Source organism: Paenibacillus sp. FSL L8-0436, from assembly GCF_038593025.1.
Classification (GTDB): Bacteria; Bacillota; Bacilli; order Paenibacillales; family Paenibacillaceae; genus Paenibacillus_AQ.
Map to the genome: position 1 here is coordinate 3,360,567 of NZ_CP151955.1, position 22,415 is coordinate 3,382,981.

The 22,415-nt window shown below is 51.3% G+C and carries 22 protein-coding genes; 19 read left to right on the forward strand and 3 right to left on the reverse strand.

All coding sequences use genetic code 11. From position 1 onward, the window contains the following. Nucleotides 1-35 precede the first annotated feature (35 nt). A complete protein-coding gene (locus NSS79_RS15505; protein WP_342440031.1) occupies nt 36-1,073 on the forward strand; it encodes a SepM family pheromone-processing serine protease in 1,038 nt (345 codons plus the stop codon). Here NSS79_RS15505 and NSS79_RS15510 read toward each other — a convergent pair. Continuing rightward, nucleotides 1,063-2,301, reverse strand: a complete 1,239-nt coding sequence (locus NSS79_RS15510) for a nucleotidyltransferase (RefSeq protein ID WP_342440032.1) — start codon at nt 2,299-2,301, stop codon at nt 1,063-1,065. The genes NSS79_RS15505 and NSS79_RS15510 overlap by 11 nt on opposite strands. Before the next feature lie 149 nt (nt 2,302-2,450). Between NSS79_RS15510 and NSS79_RS15515 the strand changes: the two genes are divergently transcribed. The 18 genes from NSS79_RS15515 (at nt 2,451) to hydF (ending at nt 19,673) form a co-directional block, all read left to right on the forward strand. Then, the gene (locus tag NSS79_RS15515; RefSeq protein WP_038591190.1) at nt 2,451-2,960 is read left to right on the forward strand and encodes a DUF177 domain-containing protein; all 510 of its coding nucleotides are present in this window, start codon (nt 2,451-2,453) and stop codon (nt 2,958-2,960) included. A gap of 62 nt (nt 2,961-3,022) precedes the next feature. After that, a complete protein-coding gene (rpmF, locus tag NSS79_RS15520; RefSeq protein ID WP_019911234.1) occupies nt 3,023-3,196 on the forward strand; it encodes a 50S ribosomal protein L32 in 174 nt (57 codons plus the stop codon). A 268-nt stretch (nt 3,197-3,464) separates the two neighbouring features. Further along, complete coding sequence (fapR, locus tag NSS79_RS15525; RefSeq protein ID WP_038591193.1) at nt 3,465-4,061, forward strand: transcription factor FapR; 597 nt, start codon at nt 3,465-3,467, stop codon at nt 4,059-4,061. After that, on the forward strand, nt 4,045-5,034 hold the full coding sequence (gene plsX / locus NSS79_RS15530) for a phosphate acyltransferase PlsX (RefSeq protein ID WP_038591196.1): 990 nt from the start codon (nt 4,045-4,047) through the stop codon (nt 5,032-5,034). The genes fapR and plsX overlap by 17 nt, the downstream gene beginning before the upstream one ends. A gap of 8 nt (nt 5,035-5,042) precedes the next feature. Next, complete coding sequence (locus tag NSS79_RS15535) at nt 5,043-6,032, forward strand: beta-ketoacyl-ACP synthase III (RefSeq protein WP_342440033.1); 990 nt, start codon at nt 5,043-5,045, stop codon at nt 6,030-6,032. A 97-nt stretch (nt 6,033-6,129) separates the two neighbouring features. Beyond that, the gene (gene fabD, locus NSS79_RS15540) at nt 6,130-7,062 is read left to right on the forward strand and encodes an ACP S-malonyltransferase (protein ID WP_342440034.1); all 933 of its coding nucleotides are present in this window, start codon (nt 6,130-6,132) and stop codon (nt 7,060-7,062) included. Between the two features lie 34 nt (nt 7,063-7,096). After that, nucleotides 7,097-7,846, forward strand: coding sequence for a 3-oxoacyl-ACP reductase FabG (gene fabG / locus NSS79_RS15545; protein ID WP_342440035.1), 750 nt, complete (start codon nt 7,097-7,099; stop codon nt 7,844-7,846). Nucleotides 7,847-7,967: 121 nt separating this feature from the next. Next, the gene (locus NSS79_RS15550) at nt 7,968-8,201 is read left to right on the forward strand and encodes an acyl carrier protein (protein WP_019911228.1); all 234 of its coding nucleotides are present in this window, start codon (nt 7,968-7,970) and stop codon (nt 8,199-8,201) included. 221 nt (nt 8,202-8,422) lie between these two features. After that, complete coding sequence (gene fabF, locus NSS79_RS15555) at nt 8,423-9,661, forward strand: beta-ketoacyl-ACP synthase II (protein ID WP_342440036.1); 1,239 nt, start codon at nt 8,423-8,425, stop codon at nt 9,659-9,661. Between the two features lie 12 nt (nt 9,662-9,673). Continuing rightward, nucleotides 9,674-10,378: a ribonuclease III gene (gene rnc / locus NSS79_RS15560; protein ID WP_038591210.1), complete on the forward strand. Its 705-nt coding sequence runs from the start codon at nt 9,674-9,676 to the stop codon at nt 10,376-10,378. A gap of 278 nt (nt 10,379-10,656) precedes the next feature. Then, the gene (locus NSS79_RS15565) at nt 10,657-11,007 is read left to right on the forward strand and encodes a Na-translocating system protein MpsC family protein (RefSeq protein ID WP_342440037.1); all 351 of its coding nucleotides are present in this window, start codon (nt 10,657-10,659) and stop codon (nt 11,005-11,007) included. A gap of 133 nt (nt 11,008-11,140) precedes the next feature. After that, nucleotides 11,141-13,285: a formate dehydrogenase subunit alpha gene (fdhF, locus tag NSS79_RS15570; protein WP_342440038.1), complete on the forward strand. Its 2,145-nt coding sequence runs from the start codon at nt 11,141-11,143 to the stop codon at nt 13,283-13,285. Beyond that, nucleotides 13,282-13,872: a 4Fe-4S dicluster domain-containing protein gene (locus NSS79_RS15575; RefSeq protein WP_342440039.1), complete on the forward strand. Its 591-nt coding sequence runs from the start codon at nt 13,282-13,284 to the stop codon at nt 13,870-13,872. The genes fdhF and NSS79_RS15575 overlap by 4 nt, the downstream gene beginning before the upstream one ends. A gap of 32 nt (nt 13,873-13,904) precedes the next feature. Continuing rightward, nucleotides 13,905-15,302 (forward strand): [FeFe] hydrogenase, group A, encoded by a 1,398-nt coding sequence (locus NSS79_RS15580; RefSeq protein WP_342440040.1) that lies wholly within the window; start codon nt 13,905-13,907, stop codon nt 15,300-15,302. Continuing rightward, a complete protein-coding gene (locus NSS79_RS15585) occupies nt 15,299-15,883 on the forward strand; it encodes a 4Fe-4S dicluster domain-containing protein (protein WP_342440041.1) in 585 nt (194 codons plus the stop codon). Before NSS79_RS15580 ends, NSS79_RS15585 begins: the two co-directional genes overlap by 4 nt. Before the next feature lie 36 nt (nt 15,884-15,919). Further along, on the forward strand, nt 15,920-16,951 hold the full coding sequence (gene moaA, locus NSS79_RS15590) for a GTP 3',8-cyclase MoaA (protein ID WP_342440042.1): 1,032 nt from the start codon (nt 15,920-15,922) through the stop codon (nt 16,949-16,951). A gap of 22 nt (nt 16,952-16,973) precedes the next feature. Then, nucleotides 16,974-18,377, forward strand: a complete 1,404-nt coding sequence (locus NSS79_RS15595; protein ID WP_342440380.1) for an aspartate ammonia-lyase — start codon at nt 16,974-16,976, stop codon at nt 18,375-18,377. Between the two features lie 33 nt (nt 18,378-18,410). Next, the gene (gene hydF / locus NSS79_RS15600; protein ID WP_342440043.1) at nt 18,411-19,673 is read left to right on the forward strand and encodes a [FeFe] hydrogenase H-cluster maturation GTPase HydF; all 1,263 of its coding nucleotides are present in this window, start codon (nt 18,411-18,413) and stop codon (nt 19,671-19,673) included. A gap of 88 nt (nt 19,674-19,761) precedes the next feature. Here the strand turns inward: hydF and hydG are convergent, their stop codons facing one another. Continuing rightward, on the reverse strand, nt 19,762-21,177 hold the full coding sequence (hydG, locus tag NSS79_RS15605; RefSeq protein ID WP_342440044.1) for a [FeFe] hydrogenase H-cluster radical SAM maturase HydG: 1,416 nt from the start codon (nt 21,175-21,177) through the stop codon (nt 19,762-19,764). A gap of 100 nt (nt 21,178-21,277) precedes the next feature. Then, the gene (hydE, locus tag NSS79_RS15610) at nt 21,278-22,354 is read right to left on the reverse strand and encodes a [FeFe] hydrogenase H-cluster radical SAM maturase HydE (RefSeq protein WP_342440045.1); all 1,077 of its coding nucleotides are present in this window, start codon (nt 22,352-22,354) and stop codon (nt 21,278-21,280) included. Nucleotides 22,355-22,415 lie beyond the last annotated feature (61 nt).

Below are 22,415 nucleotides of genomic sequence, written 5' to 3' on the forward strand. Positions count from 1 at the left end.
TAAGTATAGAGCCGCGGGGAAAGAAGGGAATTGCATTGAGGCAACTGAAACGCCGGGTAGGCGTTCGCGCCATAGCCTACTTGTTTACTTTTGTGGTTATACTCTATGTTGCAGTATTTATGAATACTCCATATCTCGTGTATCAGCCGGGCAGTACCTCAGAGGTGGCGCCGATGATCAAGGTGGAGAATGCCGATCCGCAGGAGCAGGGCACATTCATGATGACGACCGTATCCGCGAGCTACGCCAATGTTGCCCTATTAGTGGCTTCTGCGTTTAATTCCAATGCGGAAGTCGTATTGAAAGAGACCAGGCTAGGGGACAAGAGTGAGCAGGAATATGCGGCTGAGCAGGTATATTATATGAGCAGCTCCCAGTCTTCTTCCGTTCAGGCAGCCTATCATGCTGCGGGCATTCCGTATGAGGATGTTGTAGACTATCTGTATGTCTTCTCGGTTCCGGAGGAAAGCAGCCAGGACCAATTTCAAATAGGCGACAAAATCATCCGTGTTCAAGGGCAAATTGTGCCTGATCCCACTGCGCTCTCCAAACTGCTCTCCTCAAGCAAGGTTGGCGATCAGGTAGAAGTCGTGCTGCAGCGGGACGGTAAGGAAGTCAAGGAACAGGTAACACTGGTGGAGGTTAAAGACAAGGAGACTGCAGCGGGCCGTCCTGGATTTGGGGTTGTGATTGGCGCGGTGCAGAAGGTACAGCCGAAGGAAGCAGGAAAAGCGGTCAGCTTTGTGGATACCAGTGTCGGAGGACCCTCCGCAGGCCTTATGTTTACGATGGAAATTTATAACCAGCTAACTAAGGGTGATTTAACCAAAGGTTACCGGGTAGCGGGAACCGGAACTATTGACGCTGAAGGCAAGGTAGGAGCCATTGGCGGAGTGAAGCATAAGATTGTTGCTGCAGACCGGGAGGATGCGGAGATTTTTTTCGTGCCGGTTAAGAATTATGATGAAGCCAAAGCCAGAGCGGATAAAATAGGCACATCTATGAAGCTGGTGCCTGTATCCACTCTGGATGAGGCGCTGAAATACATGGAAGAGCTCCCGGTCAAACCCTAACCGGCGGCAGTAAGAAATCGCTGTACAAATCAGTACGCAGAGGATTGGCGAAAGCTCCGGCATATGCGGCGGAGGCTTGGAGATCGCGTTCAAGCATGGGATGTGAGAAATGGGCAGGACTCAGGACAACGGGAAGGGAGGCACTTCTCTTCATGTTCTTGAGCAGCTTTCTGCCGCTTTCGCTGAACCCCAGAACCCTAATGTAACCAGGGCCTTGGGACAGCCGGGAAGGTGTCATTTCCTCCTTGTTGTGATTCAGCAGGGCATGCAGCAGCAATCTCTGCAGCCGTGTGTGCGTGTAGCGTCTGCTCTTTAATGCTTGCAGCAATGTGCTGACCGAGAATTGTTCAAGCTGCGGCATGACTCTCAGCAGCCGGTTCTCAAGCCCTTCATTCATATCCTGCAGGGACCTCAGATCTGCGGCAGTATGCGTAGTCAGCATATGACGGAGCTGGGTGCGGAAGTCTTCCAGGCTCAAAGGGCCTCTGCCGGCTGCATGCTCTCTTTCCAGGATGGACACGCTATATTCTGGCATGAATTCTGCAGGAGAGCCGCCTTCATTAAGAAGCCGGCGGATCGCTGTGGCGCTGGCAATGGAAGACCCCGTCTGCAGCGGGTCATGGAAGCCTGCGCCAGTGCGCGGCACGGTAAGAGGTCTGATGACACTGCCGAGCCGCCGCAGGGCGATCAGGTAATGCAGGCCGAGACTGTTGTTCGGCTGCCGCAGCAGTTCTTCGGCATCGAAGGGTTTCTCCTCTCCCGGGAGAGACCCTTCCCAGACTGCCGCCGCTGCTGCGCTGTATGCGGCGGGGAAGCTTGTGCCTAGCGCCATGAGGCGGCGGATCTCGCTCTGAAGCTCGCTGCTTTCTTCGGCCAGGAATCCGGCCAGCGGCAGCAGCTCACCCAAAGTGCCGGCTTCAGAGCCGAAGCACAGGCTGTCCACGACCCCGGTCGCTTCCAGCAGGGATACAGCTCCGAAGGCGAACCACTCTGCCGGTTGAAGCGCATAAGCGACCGGCAGTTCAATCACGAGATCGGCGCCCATATGCAGCGCCATCTCCGTGCGGGCCCGTTTACTGACCGCAGCCGGCTCGCCGCGCTGGGTGAACGGGCCGCTCATGACGACGATCACGCTGTCCGCGCCGGAGATTTTTTTGGCTTCGTTGAAATGGTGGACATGCCCGTTATGTAAAGGGTTATATTCTGCTATTATGCCGACGGTTGTCACAGCTGCTTCACTCCGTATTCTGAGAAATATGGTGATTTAATAGTTATATCATAAATTGTCCCTCTTCCTGAAACAATATAAAGGGAAAATGGTTGACAAAGTTCGGTAATAATAGGTATAATAAATTTTGTTTGTTTGGAGTGATGATTATGAAGATTCACTTTCGCAAAATGGCAAATGTCGATGAGCCTCTGAATATTCATGAAACTATGGATGTCAGCGAGCTTGTCAAAGGGCGAAAGGATATACTTGCTGTTGCACCGCTCTTGGTGGACCTTAAAGCGCTGCCCGCGGATACCGATTGTGTGAACGTGGTGGGAAGACTGAGTGGAGAGGTGGACATGTTATGTTCACGTTGTCTCACCGAGGTCAACAGTAAGCTGAACATTCCTTTTGCGGAGACTTTCAAGTGGCTTAAGGAGCCAATTCTTCCCGAAGATGAAGATGATGAACTCATTTACATCAAAGATGAGACTGTGGAGCTTGTCCCGTTCGTGGAAGAAAACTTCGTACTGCACTTGCCGGATTCGGTATTGTGCAAGGCAGACTGTCTTGGTCTTTGTCAGAAATGCGGACAAAACTTGAACGAAGGCACCTGCAGTTGCGACAACACAGTGATCGATCCTCGACTCGCTGGGTTGAAAGACTTTTTCAAATGAAGTATGACTAAGACCAAATCCCGCGATAGGCGGGTTAAAACCGAATTAGGAGGTGTAACACAATGGCAGTACCTCAACGGAGAACGTCCAAAACACGCCGTGACAAACGCCGCACCCACTTCAAACTGGTTGTGCCGGGCATGGTGAAATGCGAACAATGCGGAGAGCTGAAACTGGCTCACCACGTATGCAAAGTTTGCGGAACTTACAAAGCAAGAGAGATCATCAAACAATAGTTTCTAAATAAGAGTAGCACTTCATCTAATGGTGGGGTGCTATTTTTTTGGGGAGGGGTAAAGATATCCCTCCGTTACCTGTGTGGAAGCCGCGTGGTTATGCCGCTTTTCAGGCAAAGCTTTATTTTTGCCGCAGCATGCTTTATACTACATATTAGTACCAGGTTCTAAATGAAGTTTATGACCTTTATATTGATGACGATAGCGGCCTTCTCGCGGCCGGATGCTAGGTTCAGCATGTGCCAGGAGGTGAGCCGCCATAGAGCGGATGTCCAAGAAAGAGCGCCAGCAGCAGCTGCTGGGTATTATCGATGGCAATCCATTTGTGACCGACCGGGAGTTGACCCGGCAGCTCAAGGTGAGCATTCAGACCATCCGTCTGGACCGGCTGGAGCTGGGGATTCCGGAGCTGCGTGAACGGATGAAGCAAATGGCTGAACATTCTTATGATCAGGTGCGCTCCTTGCCAGCCAATGAAGTGGTCGGTGATATTGTCGATCTGCAGCTGGACAAGAGCGGCATTTCCATATTTGAAATTCGTGAGGAGCATGTCTTCTCCAGGAACGGGATCGCTCGTGGCCACTACGTGTTCGGACAGGCCAATTCGCTGGCGGTTGCCGTGATCAATGACGAAATTGCCCTGACCGCTTCAGCCGACATCCGGTTTGTGCGCATGGTCCGGTTAGGCGAGAAATGTATTGCCAAAGCGCAGGTGCGTTCGCTCGCTGGCCGGAACGGCAAAGCTGAGGTGGACGTATTTACGTATGTCGGAGAAGAACTCGTGTTTCAGGGCCATTTTGTGGTGTACCGGTCTGCAATTGAAGAATACAGCGAAGGGGGAAACCGCAGTGCTGATCGCCATTGATGCCATGGGGGGCGATAATGCTCCTGAATGCAATGTGGAAGGGGCATTGTCCGCGGCCGCGGAATGGAGCGATACGCAGATTGTGCTCGTCGGCGACGAAGCCAGACTTGAGCCGCTGCTGAAGAATAAGCCGTCCAATGTGACGGTGCGTCATGCGGGGGAAGTGATTGGCTCCGATGAAGAGCCGGTCAAAGCAGTCCGCCGTAAGAAGGATTCATCCATGGTTGTGGCTGGACGTATGGTGCGTGAAGGGGAAGCCGATGCCATGATCTCTTCCGGGAACACAGGCGCGCTGATGACCACGGGGCTGCTTGTGGTGGGGAGAATGGATGGAATAGAGCGCCCGGCGCTTGCTCCGATGATTCCCACGCTCGATGATGTCGGCGTACTCGCCCTTGATCTGGGTGCCAACATGGATGCCAAGCCCCAGCACCTTGCACAATACGCGCTGATGGGCAGCATCTACCGCAGCAAAGTGCACGGAATTGCCAAGCCGCGTGTAGGGCTGCTGAATGTGGGGACTGAGCCGGGCAAAGGGAATGAATTGACCAAGGAAGCGTATCCTCTGCTAGCCGCATTACCGGGAATTCACTTTGTCGGCAATGTTGAAGCACGTGATGTGCTGACGGGTAATTGTGATGTGCTTGTTTGTGACGGGTTTGCGGGCAACATTCTTCTGAAGACACTTGAAGGTACGGCGGGCGCTATGTTCTCTCTGCTGAAGGAACAGTTCAGCCGTTCGCTCAAAACCAAGCTGGGTGCGGCTATACTGATGCCGGAGCTCAGAAGCCTCAAGGGAAAGATGGATTACAAGGAGCACGGCGGAGCGCCGCTTCTCGGTCTTAGCGGTCTAGTAGTGAAAGGGCACGGCTCATCTGACGGCAATGCGGTCAAGAATGCAGTCAGACAAGCGCGGATTGCGCTGCAGGCGGGTCTCGTGTCCAGCATATCCAAGGAAATTAGCGGGAAGTGAGTGACGATATGAAACAGTTGCGTCCGGTAGGAATAATTGGTACAGGAAAATATGTGCCCGAAAAAATATTAACCAACAGCGATTTGGAAAAGATAGTCGAAACGAATGATGAATGGATTGTCAGCCGGACAGGGATCCGTGAACGGCATATTGCCGCTCCGCATGAGGCGACCTCGGATCTTGCTTATGAAGCTGCGCTGAAGGCGCTGGAATCAGCAGGCATGAAGGCGGAGGATCTGGATCTCATTATTATAGCAACAGTTACACCTGACAGCTCTTTTCCGTCTACAGCCTGCATTCTGCAGGACAAACTGGGGGCCAAAGGAGCCGCGGCCTTTGACTTGTCCGCAGCCTGCTCCGGTTTCGTCTACAGTCTGGCAACAGCAACCGGATTTATCCAGAACGGGATGTATAACAATGCATTGATCATTGGAGCGGATACCTTGTCGCGGATTACGGATTACACGGACCGCAACACTTGCGTGTTGTTCGGAGACGGCGCGGGAGCGGTTATTCTCGGCGAAGTTCCGGAAGGCAGAGGTTTCCAATCCTTTGATCTCGGTGCTGAAGGCTCCGGAGGCAGCCTGCTGAAGATGGAAGCGGGCGGCTCGCGTATGCCGGCTTCCCAGCAGACGATAGACGACAAGAAACATTTCATCTACATGAACGGCCGTGAGGTGTTCAAGTTCGCTGTTCGGGTGATGGGTACGGCTACCGAGCGTGTGCTTACCAAAGCAGGTCTTGCTAAGGAAGACATTGATCTGTTCGTGCCGCACCAGGCAAATATCCGCATCATTCAATCGGCTATGCAGCGTTTGGATCTGCCGGAAGAGAAATGCGTAATCAACGTCGACAGATACGCCAACACGTCTGCAGCTTCGATTCCGCTTGCGCTGGTTGAAGCAGCGGAAGAGGGCCGGATGAAGGAAGGCGACACCGTGCTGATGGTTGGCTTCGGCGGCGGCCTTACTTGGGGTGCCTCGGTACTGAAATGGTAAACATATAAACGAGCAATGAATTCAAAGAACTCGGTGTGCCTGCCGCTTGATTTGCAAGCCCGGCAGCTGCACTGTTTACGGGAAGGAGTTCGAACTTATGGGTAAAATCGCATTTGTCTTTCCCGGCCAGGGTGCACAGGCAGTTGGGATGGGTAAGGATGTATATGACGCTCTGCCGGATAGCCGTGCGGTGTTCGAGAAGGGCGATGAAGTGCTTGGGTTTCCGCTGAGTAAACTTGTATTTGAAGGTCCGGACAGCGAACTCAAGCAAACGGTAAACACACAGCCTGCGCTTGTAACAACCAGCGTAGCTTATCTGGAAGCATTGAATAAGCATGGACTGAAGCCAGACTACGTTGCGGGTCACAGTCTGGGTGAATACAGCGCTCTTGTGGCTTCAGGCGTACTGTCTTATGAGGATGCAGTCAGCCTTGTGCGTCTCCGCGGACGTTTCATGGAAGAAGCGGTTCCTGGCGGACAGGGCGCTATGGCAGCTGTATTGGGTGCAGAACGCGAAGCTTTGGCTGAGCTGTGCAACAATATTTCCGCAGAGGGCAACCCGGTTGAATTGGCAAACGTCAACTGTCCGGGTCAGATTGTAGTGTCCGGATCGCTCGAAGGTGTGAATGCTGTCGTTCAGCGTGTAAAAGAAGCCGGAGGCAAGCGGGCAATTCCGCTCGAAGTCAGCGGACCGTTCCACTCTTCTTTGATGAAGGAAGCTGCCGAGCGTCTGGCAGCTGAACTGAAAGGTATAACCTTCAATGCACCTTCAGTTCCTGTAATTGCCAATGTTACTGCCTCGCCGGTTACCGATCCCGAGGAAATCCGCGGGCTGCTGGTACGCCAGGTGTTCTCGCCAGTACTCTGGCAGGACAGTGTAGAGTGGCTGATTGCGGCGGGTGTGGACACCTTTGTTGAGATTGGCTCCGGCAGTGTGCTGGCAGGACTGATCCGCAAAATTGACAAGAATGTCAAGGTAATCAATCTCAATAGTCTGGAAAGCATCCAGACAGTCAATGGCTTGGCTTAATCACAGCGCAGGATAAAGGGAGGGGGAATACAGAATGTTCTCAGCATTAAGAGGCCAGACGGCCCTTGTAACCGGCGGTTCCCGCGGCATCGGCCGCAGCATAGCGCTTCTACTCGCAGAGCATGGCGTGAAAGTGGCCGTGAACTATTCCGGAAGTGAAGCTGCAGCGCAGGAAACAGTAGCCCGGATAGCAGAGCTAGGCTCCGAGGGGATTGCCCTGAAGGGGAATGTAGGCAAAAGCGATGAGGCGGAGAATCTCGTTAAAGAGGTCCTAAACACTTGGGGCAAGATTGACATCCTCGTTAATAATGCCGGCATCACCAGGGACAACCTGATTATGCGCATGAAGGAAGAGGAATTCGATCAGGTCATCGAAACGAATCTTAAAGGCGTGTTCAACTGTCTAAAAGCAGTCACACGTCCGATGATGAAGCAGCGTTACGGGCGGATCATCAATATTTCTTCGGTTGTGGGTGTGACGGGGAATCCTGGGCAGATTAACTATACTGCTGCAAAGGCAGGGGTAATCGGCATGACGAAAACTGCTGCCCGCGAGCTTTCTTCACGGGGAATTACCGTGAACTGCATCGCTCCCGGTTTTATAGACACCGATATGACCCGTGAGTTGTCCGATGAAGTCCGCAGTGAGCTGATTAAGGGAATTCCCCTTGCTCAGCTTGGGCGGCCGGAGGACATTGCTATGGCGGCGGTATTTTTGGCCTCGGAAGGGGCTGCTTACATGACCGGTCAGACACTTCATGTGGACGGCGGTATGTACATGTAAGATCAAACCAGCGTATAGGGATTATGGGAGAAGCGGGAAGAAGCGCCCGGAAAGCGTTTTTTACGCTCTATGGTATTTTGACTTCATATCTCGTATAATACCAAAAGAGGAGGTGAACCGGATGTCCGATGTATTGGAGCGTGTAAAACGCATTGTCATCGACCGCTTAGGTGCCGATGAAGCTGAGGTAACATTAGAAGCGTCTTTCAAAGATGATTTAGGTGCTGATTCTCTTGATGTAGTAGAATTGGTTATGGAATTGGAAGATGAATTCGATATGGAAATCTCTGATGAAGATGCAGAGAAGATTACGACCGTGGGTGAAGTTGTGAAGTACATACAATCTCATACCTAGAGTCATATGATTGAGGGTCCCGTTCCTGCTAGGGCGGGACTTCTCCTCATTTTACAGCACAAATGAAATACAAAAGGATGCATATTTGCACCTTTACGGGGAAAATAACAGAACCGCAGAGGGGTTAATTTTTGCGGCGACTGCAGTTTATATAGACTATTCAGAGAGCATGTATGTTCAATTATGTTGAAGTATACAGCCTACAGATGGGGTGATTGCGTTTGAGTCATAGAGTGGTTATTACCGGTATGGGCGTGATGACGTCACTGGGTAAAGATTTGGATACGTTCTGGGATAGCCTCATGAACGGGAAATCCGGTGTTTCCAAGGTTGAAGCCTTTGATGTCAGTGAATACACTACGCAAATAGCAGCTTCGGTTAAAAACTTTGATGCGGAAGAGCGTTTTGGCCGCAAGGAAGCCCGCAAGATGGACCGTTTCGTTCAGTTCGCGGTAGCAGCCGGAGAAGATGCGCTGAAGGACAGCGGACTTAAGATTGGTGAAGATATTGATGCGGAGAGAATTGGTGTGTCCGTCGGATCAGGTATCGGAGGTCTGGGTACTTGGGAAGACAATCATAATCTCCTGCTGGAAAAGGGGCCTAAACGGGTCAGCCCGTTCTTTATTCCCATGATGATTGCCAATATGGGCTCCGGCCAGCTGTCGATCAATCTTGGTGCAAAAGGTCCTAATACAACAACTGTGACAGCCTGTGCAACAGGAAGCCACTCCATAGGGGAATCCTTCCGTCTGATCCAGCGCGGTGACGCGGATGCGATGATCTGCGGCGGTTCCGAAGCTACCATCCGCCCGACAGGGATGGCAGGATTCTGTGCCATGCGGGCGATGTCCACCCGCAACGACGAGCCGGAGAAGGCCAGCCGTCCATTTGACAGCGCCCGTGACGGTTTTGTAATGGGTGAGGGTGCCGGGATTCTGATTCTGGAATCGCTGGAGCATGCTGAGAAACGCGGGGCGAAGATCTATGCCGAAGTGATCGGCTACGGTCTGAGTGCGGATGCCCACCATATGACGGAGCCGGATCCTGACGGCGCAGCACGCTGTATGAAGATGGCGATCCGAGATGCCGGTATCGCACCGGAAGAGATTGATTACATCAATGCGCATGGCACTTCCACGCCAGTAGGCGACAGATCGGAAACGGCTGCCGTGAAGAAGGCACTTGGAGATCATGCTTACAAGGTTGCAATCAGCTCCACGAAATCAATGACAGGCCATTTGCTTGGTGCTGCCGGCGGTGTGGAAGCGATCATTTGTGGTCTTTCCCTGCAAAATAACATCATTGCCCCAACCATCAATTTGGACAATCCTGATCCGGAATGTGATCTGGACTATGTTCCGAATGAACCGCGCAAAGCAGATCTGAATATTGTTATGTCGAATTCGTTCGGATTCGGAGGACATAACGCAACCGTAATTCTCAAAAAATATAATCAGTAAGGGGACAGTGCAGTGAAAGGAGACCTGAAGCAGTTACAAAGTCAACTTCAAATCCAATTTCACGATGCTGTACTTCTGAAGCAGGCCTTTACCCATGCCTCTTATGTGAATGAACACCGTTTCAATCAGCATCAGGACAATGAGCGTCTGGAGTTTCTCGGAGACGCGGTTCTGGAGCTTACGGTTTCTGAATATTTGTACAAGTTGCTGCCGGACAGACCGGAGGGTGAATTGACCAAGCTGCGGGCCGCTATTGTATGCGAGCCTTCGCTGGTCAAGTTCGCTGAGAGCTTGGGTTTCGGCAAATATGTATTGCTGGGCAAAGGGGAAGAACTTACGGGCGGACGTACTCGCCCGGCCTTGCTAGCCGATGTGTTCGAATCCTTCGTGGGAGCGCTTTATCTCGACCAAGGACTGGAAACGGCGCGGCGGTTTCTTGATCATCATGTATTTCCGCTGGTGGAGACGGACGGCAAGCTGCAAATGCAGATGAGCGATTTCAAGACGGAGCTTCAGGAGCTGATACAGCATCACGGATTGGGTACGCTGGAATATCGGATTATTGAAGAACGGGGACCGGCGCATGAGCGCGAATTCGTCTCTGAAGTTTATATGTCCAGCCAGTCACTCGGCAAGGGCAGCGGCCGTTCCAAGAAAGAAGCGGAACAACAGGCTGCAGCTGCAGCGCTTTTGCGTCTGAAGGAAGACGGCGCCTGAGTGATATGGAACTTAGATAAGGTAGCTAGCAAAGAGCGGTAAAGGTCTGAATCCGGCAGGGAAAGCGGAATTTAGACCTTTGCTGCTCTTTTTTAAATATCGTTAGATTGAACAAGCTTTTTAGGAATTTATGGATATCGTGTAAGAAGTGGATGAATTCACGTTGAAATGAAAGGATTTGCCCTTTTTTGTGGTTTGACAATCTTTATGGGGTAGGTTTAACATGTAATTAATTAAATAAATTACCATAATAGGGATGTTGAGGCTGGGATGTAGTGATGTCTGAGACTGTTTTTGAATGCCAGGAGAAGATGCGAAGACTTGCCGTTAAGATTGTGAAGCATTATCGCGGCAAAGGTCCGGAGAATGTAAAGGTTAGGATAGAGTATGAGTCCTTAATCATTATAGAGATTCGTGGAATTCTCTCCAGTTTATCTGAAATTTTGCTCAAAGAAGGTGCAGTACATTTAGTTACAGAATACTGGAAGGTGCTGAAGCCTTATTTGGAGAGAGAGTTTATGGCAGAGATCGTAGAAACGCTTGGCAGCCCCTTTACATATACCTGGAAGATCGAAGACCCGAATCCAGGGGATAGGGCAATTATTATTCAATTGAATAAATCGGTTTGATTAGAGAGAATGGACTTTTGCTCCTTAGCTTTTTAATAAGCCAGTACATTGTGTATTTCTGATTATACCTTGTATTGGCTTATTTTTTTGTTGCTATAATTGTGCAAAAAATCACAAGGAGAGGTGAGGAACTATGGAGAATAAAGTGCTGACTGTATGTCCGTATTGCGGAAGTGGTTGTCAGATGAATTTAATTGTTGAGGAGGGGAAAATCGTAGGCGCTGAACCAGCGGATGGAAGAACGAACGAAGGGAATCTGTGTCTTAAGGGTCATTATGGATGGGATTTTCTGAATGATCCGCAGATTCTTACCGCCCGTATCCGCAAGCCGATGATTCGTAAAGCAGGGACACTGGCAGAGGTATCCTGGGAAGAAGCCATTCAGTATACAGCCGAAAAACTAACAGCAATCAAGGAAAAGTATGGACCGGATGCAATCATGGGAACCGGTTCAGCCCGTGGCCCGGGAAATGAAGCCAATTATGTCATGCAAAAATTTATGCGCGCTGTTATCGGAACCAATAATGTTGACCATTGCGCTAGGGTATGTCACGGGCCGTCCGTAGCTGGGCTTACCTATTCGCTAGGGGATGGCGCAATGTCCAATTCAATTCCTGAAATTGAGGACACGGATCTGTTGTTTATTTTTGGATACAATGCAGCGGTTACCCATCCCATTGTGGCGAGAAGAATCGTTAGTGCAAAGCAGAAGGGCGCAACGATCATTGTAACCGATCCCCGCAAGACGGAGTCGGCCCGCATTGCAGATACTTGGCTGCCCCTTAAAGGCGGCACGAACATGGCGCTTGTCAATGCCTTTGGTCATGTGTTAATTGCTGAGGAGTTATACGACAAGCAGTATGTTGAGAAATATGTGGATGGTTTTGCGGAATATAAAGCCAGTGTACAGAAATATACACCTGAATATGCGGAGAGCATTACAGGTGTGCAAGCGGCTGAGATCCGTAAAGTAATGCGGCAATATGCGAGTGCGAACAAGGCGATGATCCTGTACGGTATGGGGGTATGTCAATTTGCCCAAGCCGTGGACGTTGTAAAGGGTCTGGCCTCACTGGCGCTTCTGACCGGCAACTTTGGCAGACCTGGCGTCGGGATTGGTCCGGTTCGCGGCCAAAATAATGTACAGGGTTCCTGCGATATGGGGGCATTGCCAAATGTCTATCCGGGATACCAGTCTGTTACAGATGACAAGATCCGTAAAAAATTTGAAAAGGCCTGGGGAGTGGCTTTACCTCGCAAAGTCGGGTATCGGATTACCGAAATTCCTCATCTTGTTCTAAAGGAAGACAAGGTGAAGGCCTATTATATTTTTGGCGAAGATCCGGTGCAGAGTGATCCGAATGCTTCAGAAGTGAGAGAGACGCTGGATAAATTAGAATTTGTAATTGTCCAGGACATCTTCATGAACAAGACGGCCCTGCATGCCGATGTGATTTTCCCAGCCACCTCCTGGGGTGAGCATGACGGGGTCTACTCCTCAGCTGACCGTGGATTCCAGCGGATCAGAAAGGCCATCGAGCCTCCCGGTGAAGTAAAGCCTGATTGGCAAATTATCAGCGAGCTTGCCACGGCGATGGGCTACCCGATGTCCTACAGGAACACGGAAGAAATATGGGATGAAATGAGGGGGCTCTCCCCGTCGTTTGCCGGAGCCAGTTATCGGAAGATGGAAGAACAGGGCAGTGTTCAGTGGCCTTGTCCGTCAGAAGATCATCCGGGCACACCGTATTTATATGAAGGGAACCGGTTTACCACTTCCAGCGGCAAAGGACAGCTGTTTGCCTGTGAATGGAGGGCACCGCTGGAGCAGCCGGATCAGGAATATCCGTTGTCCTTGTCCACAGTGCGTGAGGTAGGGCATTATTCGGTTCGGACGATGACCGGCAACTGCCGTGCCCTCAGTCAACTTTCGGATGAGCCTGGTTTCATCCAGATGAGCCCGGCGGACGGATCAAGCTTAGGGATTGAAGACGGCCAGCTTGTACATGTTGTATCCCGCCGAGGCAGAGTGTTAGCCCGGGCACAGATCAGCAACCGTGTCAAAACCGGGGCCACCTATATGACCTACCATTTCTGGATTGGGGCCTGCAATGAGCTGACGGGTGATTATCTGGACCCGGTCTCCAAAACTCCGGAATACAAGTATTGTGCGATCCGCATCGAGAAAATTGCAGATCAACTGCGCGCGGAACAACAGGTTCAGCAGGAATATGAGGCGCTCAGAGCGCAGATGCATGTGGAGGCGAGACCGGTATGAATAATGTACAGCCGAATCCGTTTGTCATTGCCGAAGCGGGCAAATGCATAGGCTGCAAGGCGTGTGAACTGGCATGTTTCGCAGTTCATAACGATCACAATGGGGTTGGGGCGGCGGTGGGTACTGTTACGGTACCGGTTATTCCCCGCCTGCATGTCATTCGAACAGAGAGCTTCACACTGCCGGTACAATGCCGCCAGTGCGAGAATGCGCCTTGTGCGGAGGCCTGTCCGGTTCAGGCGATCCGGCAGGAGGAGGGGACGATAGTTATTCATGAAGAGAGCTGCATAGGCTGCAAAGGCTGTGCCATGGCCTGTCCGTTTGGTGCCGTCAGTCTGTATAAAGCATACAGCAACGGCAAGGTAGTCCCCCAGATTCAACTGAAGGAGCGGCAGCATAGCGCGATGGTACATAGCGCCAAAGTGATCGCCTATAAATGTGATTTATGCCGGACCAGGGACCATAAGGACGGCGCTATGGGAAACGTTCCGGCTTGTGTAGAGGTCTGTCCGGTAGAGGCACTGTCACTGGTTCATCCGGATACCAGTGTATCCAGGTCACGGACAGCCGCCGCCATGCGACTGTAACACCACTTCAATTCAGAAAAGAAGGTTGCACTATGTCGTATAAGGATCCAATCATTCATATTGACGAACAATTATGTACCGGCTGCAGACGTTGCGCGGCTGTATGTCCTGTGGATGCCATTATCGGCGAACCAGGCCACCCGCAGACTATTGATGCTCATCGCTGCGTCGTTTGTGGACAGTGTGTGCAGATTTGTACCGCTTATGCTGCGGACAACGAGTCGACGACAGCCTCACGAGCGGTAAAGTTACAGGAAAGAGGGCAGCTCCCCAACGTGCGTGAGCCTTTGTTCGCTGCTTATTCGTCAGGGGATATCCAGAAGGTAAAAGCTGTTCTGGCTGATCCGAAACGGTTCAAGGTGGTCCAGTGCGCTCCTGCGATCCGAGTATCTCTGGCGGAGGAGTTTGGGCTCCCCTTCGGCACTTTAACCCCGGGGAAAATGGCGGCGGCGCTGAGACGGCTGAAGTTTGACCGGATTTATGATACGAATTTTGCTGCGGACGTGACGATTATGGAAGAGGGCTCAGAGCTGATTGGCAGAGTGATGTCAGGAGAGCGGCTGCCAATGTTCACCTCCTGCTGTCCGGCCTGGGTGAAGCATGCGGAGACGGCAGCACCAGAGCTGCTGGAGCATTTGTCCAGCTGCAAGTCCCCGATGCAAATGGGTGGAGCCTTGTTCAAGACCTACGGAGCGGAGCTGGATGGAATAGCACCTTCGGATATTTTCAGCGTCGCGGTTATGCCCTGTACCTGTAAAAAATTTGAATGCAGCAGAGAAGAAATGAGTGTGGATGGTTGCCGTGAAGTGGATCTCGTTATTACTACAAGGGAACTGGCCAGCTTAATCAAGGATCAAGGCATCGATTTCATTCATCTTCCCGACGAGCCGTTTGATTCACCGCTGGGCAAATACTCTGGAGCGGGCTCGATCTTCGGCGTCACAGGCGGTGTGATGGAAGCTGCGATACGAACGGGGTATGAACTGATCACCCATGAGCAGATTCCCAATCTGCAATTGGATTTTGTCAGGGGAGAGGAAGGCATCCGGACGGCAGAAGTTCAGATTGGCGATTTGGAGCTCAAAGTGGCAGTAGTTGCAGGACTGAAATATGTAGATGCTGTTTTGGCAAAAGTCGCAGAGGGCACCTGCCCGTATCATTTCATTGAAGTGATGGCTTGTCCCGAAGGCTGTGTCAGCGGCGGCGGACAGCCCAAGCTCCTGTTGGAAACGCAGCGGAAAATTGCTTATCAGGCCAGAAAGAGCGCCGTCTACCGCCACGACTCTCATCAGAAGGTCCGCAAATCTCATGAGAATCCAGATATTATTAAATTATATAAGGACTTCTTAGGTGAACCGTTAGGCCATACTTCACATCATTTGCTGCATACCAAATTTGTTGACAGAAGTTTTAAGGAGGAGATGTCATGAACCGGTTTGTCATTGCCGATCCCGATAAATGTATAGGTTGCCATACTTGTGAAGTAGCCTGCGTAGTTGCCCATGCCGGGAATAATATGTTTCTTCAGGAAGAGAGCGGGGCTGACTTCTATCCCCGGTTGACAGTCGTCGAGACCGATGAAGTTACCGCACCGGTGCAGTGCAGACATTGCGAGGATGCTCCTTGTGCCAATGTGTGCCCGAATGGCTCCATTACGAGCAAAGACAACAGTATTTTCATCAATCAGGATAGCTGCATTGGTTGCAAGACCTGTATGCTGGTATGTCCTTATGGGGCGATTACAATGGTTTCGGCACATAAAGGTGGCCAAAAGCAACTTCAATCCGGGCTTCGTTCCAATACAGCGGGTTCATGGAGCCGCAAGGAGAGAATTGTGGCGAACAAATGTGATTTGTGTGAAGACAGCGGCAAGGGCCCGGAATGTGTGCGGGTATGCCCCACCAATGCACTCCAATTCATCGTACCAAGCCAGATTGAGGATTCCATTTCCCGGAAAAGACTGGCAAGTGCGCAGTCATTACAGCAGTTCGGCGGTTTTTCGCGCCTCTAATTCAGTCACTATAACGCAGAAAGCAAGGTGGAGCGTTTGTCCGATATCTTGGTCGATCACTTTGGTCGTTTACATAATTATGTACGTATCTCCGTTACTGAGCGCTGCAACTTGGGCTGTCAGTATTGCAATCCGGGCAGAGTAGAAAAGGCTGTGGAGGGTAACCCGCTTACCTTTGACGAAATTGAACGGATCGTAAGGGTACTTGCTGAGATGGGGGTAACCAAGGTGCGTCTTACCGGAGGAGAACCGTTGATGCGTCCGAACCTGGAAGAACTGGTGGCCAGGTTAAGGGCTATCTCCGGGATTGAACGTGTCGGTCTGACCACGAATGGACTGCTGCTCGCCCCTAAAGTGCAGAAGCTGCGTGATGCCGGGCTTACAGATCTCAACGTCAGCTTGGATTCTCTAATTCCAGAACGCTATTCCAGAATCACTGGGGGCGGCGATGTCAGCAAGGTGTTGCATGCTTTAGCAGCTGGTTTTAAGGCTGGCTTCGAGGTACTGAAGCTGAATATGGTCTTGATGAAAGGTGTAAACGATGATGAAATTGAATCCTTTCTGCAGCTGACTCAGAAATATCCGCTGCACGTCCGCTTTATTGAATATATGCCCATGGGTCATGATATCAACGGATGGGAAGCGGGATATATGCCTTTGGATGGAATACTGGAGCGGTGTGCCAAGGCTGGTTTTAGTGTTGAAGCAGGTCCGGACCCGGGTAGGACAACTGGTGAGCCGGCTGAAAAAGCAGCAGATTCCGGCCCGGCCCGTTATTTTCGCATCCAAGGTGCGGCAGGGAAATTTGGCTTGATTCATCCGGTCAGCCAGCATTTCTGTAATTCATGTAACCGGCTGCGTATTACAGCAAACGGTCACGTTAAGCCGTGCCTCTTCTGGAACGAAGAGTTGTATATCCGGCCTTACATCGCTCAATCAGAGCTGCTGAAGCAATTGTTTCTGCGCGCCTTGGAAGCCAAACCTGGCCAGCATATAATGATGGACCAACCGGGCACCAAGCCACCCCTGAAGGCCACAATGCGCCTGATGTCGCAAATTGGGGGGTGAAAAACAATTGAACGACGATCCAATGTTTCGGGTGGAATCGGATGCTCTAGGGAGTGAAGCGGTTCCTAGTGGGGCTTATTATGGAATTCACGCGGTAAGGGCGCGGGATAATTTTGCGGTCAGCGGCCGGCCGGTGAATCCGCGGATCACGCGGGCCATTGTACTGGTGAAGAAAGCGGCAGCCAAAGTAAATGGCAGGCAAGGGGGTATTTCCGAGCAGGCGGCTGCGGGTATTCTATCTGCTTGCGATGAAATTCTGCAAGGCCAGATGGATAAACACTTTATTGTGGATGCGTATCAGGGCGGAGCGGGAACGAGTACGAACATGAACGTTAACGAGGTGATAGCCAATCTGGCCATCGAGAAACTTGGTGGCCATAAGGGGGATTACCGGCTGATCCATCCGATAGATCATGTGAATCTCTATCAATCTACCAATGACGTGTATCCCACTGCCATGCGAATTGCGATGATTCCGCTGCTTCGCTCGCTTAGTGAAGAGTTCGCCTCTCTTCAGGAGGCATTGCAGGAGAAGGAGCGGGAATACGCCGATGTGTTAAGGTTAGGACGGACGCAACTCATGGACGCACTGCCCATCATGGCCGGACAAAGCTTTGGTGCTTATGCCAAAGCGGTTGCACGGGACAGGTGGCGGCTGTACAAGGCGGAGGAACGGCTGCGGGAGATTAACCTTGGAGGAACGGCAGTGGGCACAGGAATGAATGCCCCCCTTGCTTATATTTATGCCATTGCAGAAGAGCTGCGGGAACTAACCGGAATGGGGCTGTGCCGCAGCGATTTTCCGATGGATGGCACACAGAATATGGATGTGTTTGTGGAAGTTTCAGGTTTGCTCAAAGCCGCTGCAGTGAACTTGCTGAAGATATCCGGCGATTTCCGGCTGCTTAATGCCGGGCCCTCCGGCGGAATTGCAGAATACATCCTGCCGCCTATGCAGGTAGGTTCTTCGATCCTGCCCGGTAAAATGAACCCGGTCATCGCTGAGATGGCCGGGTCAGTCGCTATGAAGGTGATCTCCAATGATACAGCAGTCACTTTGGCGGCGGCCAGCGGACAGCTGGAGCTGAATGCCTTTGCCCCTTTAATCGCAGAATCTCTGCTTGAATCTCTTGAAATTCTTACCCAGGCTGTACGGCTCTTTCATGAGCGATGCGTGCGTGGGTTGAAAGTCGATACTGCGCATTGTCTCGAGCATTTGGAACGCTCCGGCGTCATGGCTGCCGCAGCGGTGACGTATCTGGGTTATGACGCCGCAGCTGAACTGGCTACGTCTGCGGCGGCCTCGGGCCGGCCGTTAAAAGAGATTTTGCTGGAACAAGGACTGATGACGAAAAAGCAGATCGATGCCATTCTGCACCCGCTGGAGGTTACCAAACCAGGCATCCCTGGAAGATCAAGAGATTGATAAAGGTTCTAAGATAACGAAGGAGCGCATGTTATGAGCTTAAATAATACCCCGCGTGGAGAACGAATGCACATTGCAGTCTTTGGACGGCGTAATGCCGGGAAATCCAGTGTGATTAACGCTTTAGGCGGTCAGGAGACGTCCATTGTTTCTCCGGTAAGCGGTACAACGACAGATCCGGTTTATCAACCGATGGAGCTGCTGCCGGTGGGACCGGTAGTGCTCATTGATACCGCCGGATTGGATGATAGCGGAAGTTTGGGCGAACAACGTATTCGCAAAACAAATCAGGTTCTGAGCAAAACCGATCTGGCGTTGCTGGTGATAGACGCTGTCCAAGGAGTAGGCGAATTTGAGCACAATCTTTTTCAGAACCTGTCTGTCAAGAAGATTCCGGTCATTCTACTCTTGAACAAAGTAGACTTGCTCGAAGAGTATGGTGACGGTGAGGAACACACTGTAGTGGCGGCAAAGGTAGAAGAGCAGCTTCATTTGAAGCCAATGCTATTCAGTGCTCTCAGGAATACTGGGATCACGGATCTAAAAGCTGCAATCGTCCGGGAGCTGCCGAGGGACGAAGACCGGTTTCGGCTAGTGGGAGACCTGCTGAATCCCGGAGACTTGGCTATTCTGGTAGTGCCGATTGATAAGGCAGCACCCAAAGGAAGACTGATTCTGCCCCAGCAGCAGACCATTCGTGACATCATGGAATGTGATGCGGTTGCTGTTGTCACCAAGGAACAGGAGCTTGGACACACACTCAAGACGCTGGGGCGCAAGCCAAATGTGGTCATCACGGATTCACAGGCATTTCTTAAGGTTCAGGCAGATACCCCAAAGGATATCCCGCTCACGTCCTTTTCCATATTGTTTGCCAGGTATAAGGGGGATCTTCCTCAGCTTGTACGCGGGGTTCGCGCTATTGGTCGTTTGCAGGACGGAGACCGGGTACTCATTGCGGAAGCCTGCACGCATCACCGGCAATCCGATGATATTGCTTCCGTGAAGATTCCCCGCTGGCTGCGGGAACTGACAGGCAGGCAGCTTCAAATTGAACATGCCGCAGGCAGCGATTTCCCCGCAGGTCTCGGGGGTTATTCACTGATCATTCACTGCGGAGCGTGTATGTTGAACCGCAGGGCGATGCTGGGGAGGCTTGAAGAGGCGGAACATGCGGGTGTTCCAATTGTGAATTATGGTGTATTTATTGCCTACGTGCAGGGGGTGTTCCCAAGAGCTATCGAAATGTTTCCGTCTGCAATGCTGGAATGGGAGGAGGGGGTATATAACCATTAATGCGTATATTAAAGCGGGGGTGTTCCAAAAGCCATCTGAATGGCTGCTGGAACACCCCCTTTTTGTGACTGCGTACATTGGGTGCGGCCTAAAACCGTAGATCTCGTTCGCCGTTATGGATACGCTGAAGTTGCTTTAGGGTCGCTTTTTTGACCGATTCCTTGGGGATGCGCTCCAGATTGTCATGAATCGTCTGCTCTCCAATGGCCCGCATCTCCTCATCGGCGTAATCCAGCAGGTATTCCTGAAACGTCATCAGGGAGTTCGGCTGACAGACATTATGGATTTGGCCGGATTTGGCCAGCTGCATGAAACGGTCTCCCGTGCGGCCTTCCCGGTAACAGGCGGTGCAGTAACTCGGCACATACCCGTCCTGGCAGAGATTTTTGATGATTTCCATAGGGGAGCGGTGATCGCCGACCATGAATTGCGGTTTGTCATCTTTATCTTTGTTCACACTGTATGCGCCAACACCTGTGGCGGAGCCTGCGCTGATCTGGGAAATGCCCAGTTTGATTATCTGATCACGAAATTCGGCGTCTTCGCGTGTAGAGAGTATCATTCCTGTATAAGGAACGGCTATTCGCAGAACGGCGACGATTTTGGCGAAATCCGGATCGCTGACCAAGTAAGGGTAACTGTCCAGGTTCACATTCTCCGCTTCGCGCAGGCGGGGGACGGAAATCGTATGCGGTCCGCAGCCATAGGCCTGTTCCAGATGCTCGGCATGTTTTAACATGGCTATCGTTTCATATTTATAATCATAGAGACCATACAGAACACCAATACCAACATCCTCGATACCGGCTTTCATGGCCCTGTCCATGGCGGTCGTATGCCAATCATAATCACTTTTGGGTCCTTGCGGATGGTATTGCTTGTAACTAGGTCTATGATAAGTCTCCTGAAATAAAATATAAGTTCCAATTCCCGCTTCAGCCAGCTTGACGTAGTCATCGAATGTGGTTGCAGCGATATTGACATTGATCCGGCGGATACTGCCATTGTCCAGCTTCGTATCGTAAATGGTCTTTATGCAGTCGAGAATATAATCGATGGAACAATTGCGGGGATCCTCACCTGCTTCCAGCACAAGCCGTTTGTGTCCCAGAGACTGCAGAACGGTAACTTCCTGGGCAATTTCATCTGAGGTTAAGCGGCTGCGTGTGAATTCAGAATTGGAATGTTTGTAACCGCAGTACACGCAATTATTGACACAGTAGTTGCTGACATAGAGCGGTGCGAATAATACAATCCGGTTGCCGTAGATCCGTTCCTTGATATCTCTGGATACCTGATAAATCTCATTCAGTGTTTCCTGATCTTCCACATTTAAGAGGACAGCTGCTTCTTGTGAGGTCAGTCCTTTACATTGTCTGGCTTTCTCAAGAATTGCTGACACCTTGGCCCGATCCGATCCGGCTTTTTCTCCAAATCGCAGCGCTTCTTTGATCTCTTCGTCCTGAATGAAATCCGCCGGACGACTTTCATTTACTCGGCTCACGAACATCCACTTCTTTCTGGGTTCATTATTAGATTGACAAGCAGACTTGAACACTTCCAACTTGATTGCGAGATGACAACAGGCTGATTCGGTGGCTTCCTTACAATGGAACGTGCTGTGCAGAAGTGCGGGATAGATGATTCAGACTATCTCCCCGGCCCATATCCACATGGAATCCGGCAGCTTCAATCCGCTGTTCCAGACAGAATCTGCATTGGGCGGATTCGTCACCCAGACAGATTTTGTTATTGTAGAGCGTATATTGGGCTCGTACTGTCAAAGGAGAGAGATTAGGCATGACCACATTGGCGCCTGCTTGCAACGCCAGCTCCCGCCCGTTCGGGTGAGCGGTTCCCATGGCTGTTGTAGCAGGGATTAGGGCATTCGGCACGAAGAGCCGGGCAAGAGCAATCATATCCAGTGTATTTATTACTGTTCCGGCCGGCTCGTCCTTTAAGGGTGTGGCCTGATGCGGCAAAAAAGGGCCAATGCCGATCATATCCGGTTCAAGCGCCTTAAGATACAGCAGGTCTTCAGCCAAATCCCCGGGCGTTTGGCCTGGTAAACCTACCATGAAGCCTGCACCCACCTGATAGCCGAGGGACTTGAGAGCCTCCAACCGATTCCGGCGGCTGTCAAAGGTCATGGTCGGGTGGAGGGCTTGGTACAGCTTACGGGAGGCCGTCTCATGGCGCAGTAAGTAACGGTCAGCTCCGGCCGCGAGCAGTGTAGCGTAAGTCTCATCATCCCGTTCACCAATCGACAGTGTTACCGCGGTATCCGGATAGAGTGTTTTAATGCGCGCAATGAGCTCGGCCAGCTTCTCAGTGGTATACCAATCGTCTTCTCCGCTCTGCAGAACAAAGGTACGATAGCCCAGTTCATACCCTTCCCGGCAGCATTCCAAGATTTCTTCAGGTTGGAGCCGATAGCGGCTGACCGTCTTATTGCCGGAGCGTATGCCGCAATACAGGCAGTTCTGTTTGCAAATATTGGAGAATTCGATCAGCCCACGCAAAAATACACGGTCGCCATAACGTTCCATTCTTTTCAGATGGGCCAGGTGATGAAGCCGCTTTTTTAGATTCTGGTCCGGGTTCCTCAGCACAGCAATGATCTCTTGAGCTTCCAGTGATTCTTCTTCATATAATCGATCCAGCAATTGTTCCGTTGACATCACTCCCTATCCTGGAGGGGATTAATCATATAACCAAAAAATAACAATTGCTACGCCCTAG